A 1725-nucleotide genomic window follows, 5' to 3' on the forward strand; every position below is an offset into this window, starting at 1 on the left:
GCTAAAGCACTTGAAACATCTCAGAATCCAGAAACAATTATCAATTACGTACAAATGCTTAAAGCAAATGGTAAGTATGATAAATCTAATGAATGGATGAGCAAATTTGCAGCAATGAGACCTGCAGATGTACGATCTATTACATTTAATGAAAACCCAGATTATCTACCTAAAATATTAGATAAAGGAAAGAAATTTAATGTTCAAAATTTAGAAATTAACTCACAAGTATCCGATTTTGGAGGTACAATTAATAACGGTAAATTATATATCACTTCAGCTAGAAATAAAGCAAGAAGAGAATACGGATGGAATGAACAACCTTTCCTTGATCTTTATGAATTTACTATTGAAGAAGATGGTACATACCAAAACGAAAGCCTATTAGGAAATGATATTAATACAAAGTACCATGAAGGTGTAGTAGCTTTTAGTCCTGACGGAAATACGATGTATTTTTCTAGAGAGAGTTTTTACCAGAAAGAATACCAAAGTGACTCTTTATCAAATACCAGATTTAGTGTATTAAACTTATTTAAAGCTACTAAAACAGGTGATAGTTGGTCAAATGTTGAAGCATTACCTTTTAACAGTAACAACTATAATACAGATCATCCATCTGTAAGTGCAGACGGTAAAACACTTTATTTTACTTCAGATATGCCAGGAGGATTTGGTCAAGGAGATATATATAAAACAACTATTAATAGCGATGGAAGTTTTGGAGAAGCTGTAAATTTAGGAGCTAAAGTAAATACAGAAGGACGCGAAATGTTTCCTTTTATAAGTGATAACGGAACCTTATACTTGTCTTCAGACGGGCATTTAGGTCTAGGAGGATTAGATGTATTCTATACTAAAGAAATCGACGGTAAAATGTCTAGAATACGTAATGTAGGTATTCCTGTAAACAGTAATGCAGATGATTTTGCTTTTGCTATAGACGAAGAATCTGGAGAAGGTTTTGTTTCTTCTAACAGAGAAGGAGGAAAAGGAAGTGATGATATTTATGCAATAAAAAAACTACAACCTTTATGCGATGTTGAAATAACTTCTACAGTAACAGATAAAGTAACAGGAGAAATTTTAGCAGGAGCAACAGCAACTTTATATGATGATAAAGGAAATAAATTATCTTCAAAACTAACAGATGCAGAAGGTATAGCAACGTTTATTATAGAATGTGATACAGATACAGAGTTAGAAGTAACTATGGATGGCTATGAAAGCAATAAACTAGCTATTGAAGGAACAGATGAAGAAGAACTATCTGTAGCCATTGCTTTAGATCCTATTGAAGAAATAGTAAAAGCAGACCATGTGGCATTAAACCCAATTTACTTTGATTTTGATAAATCTAATATTACAGCTAAAGGAGCTTTTGAGTTAGATAAGTTAGTACAAGTAATGAACAAATATCCAGAAATGGTTATTAATGCTAAATCACATACAGACAGTAGAGGTTCTAGTGCTTATAACGAAAAATTATCAGACCGAAGAGCAAAAACTACAGTACAATACGTAATCTCAAAAGGTATTGATGCAGCAAGAATTACTGGAATTGGAAAAGGGGAAAGCGAACCAACAGTAAACTGTGGTTCTAAATGTACCGAAGAAGAACACCAATTAAACAGACGTAGTGAGTTTATTATTGTAAGTGGAGGTTTAGATAATCAATAAAAAGAAACACAATAAATAAGTTTAAAAACCACCTTTTCTTAATAA

Annotated in this window: 1 protein-coding gene; it reads left to right on the top strand. The window is 32.1% G+C overall.

Going from position 1 to position 1725, the window contains the following annotated elements:
* Positions 1–1680: OmpA family protein (locus KO494_RS00020; RefSeq protein ID WP_215965534.1), on the top strand; the 1680-nt coding region annotated here is incomplete at its 5' end.
* Positions 1681–1725: the final 45 nt, after the last annotated feature.

It is taken from the genome of Lacinutrix sp. C3R15, from assembly GCF_018860825.1.
Lineage (GTDB): Bacteria > Bacteroidota > Bacteroidia > Flavobacteriales > Flavobacteriaceae > Oceanihabitans.